Annotated in this window: 1 protein-coding gene; it reads left to right on the top strand. The window is 55.9% G+C overall.

From position 1 onward, the window contains the following. A partial coding sequence (locus tag SB756_RS29300; protein ID WP_410913054.1) for a hypothetical protein occupies positions 1–290 on the top strand: 290 nt, incomplete at both ends.

Genomic DNA, 290 nt, shown 5'->3' on the forward strand with positions numbered 1-290 from the left:
GGGCATGGTACGCCGACTGGCAGGCCAGCCAGGCGATCGGCGTAACGCAACAACCGGAATACTGGCAGCATATGCTCGACAGCTACGCGGAGCAGGCAGATAACATGCCGTTATTGCATCGGGCGCTGGTGCTGGCATGGGCGCAGGAGATGAATTTGCCGTGCAAAACGTTGTTGAAAGGGTTGGATGAAGCTATCGCCCGGCGCGGAACTAAAACTGAAGATTTCTCTGAGGAAGACACCCGCGATATCAATGATAGCCTGATCCTCGATACACCGGAGTCTCCACTG

The organism is Pseudomonas sp. SIMBA_068 (assembly GCF_046534705.1).
Taxonomy (GTDB): domain Bacteria; phylum Pseudomonadota; class Gammaproteobacteria; order Pseudomonadales; family Pseudomonadaceae; genus Aquipseudomonas; species Aquipseudomonas putida.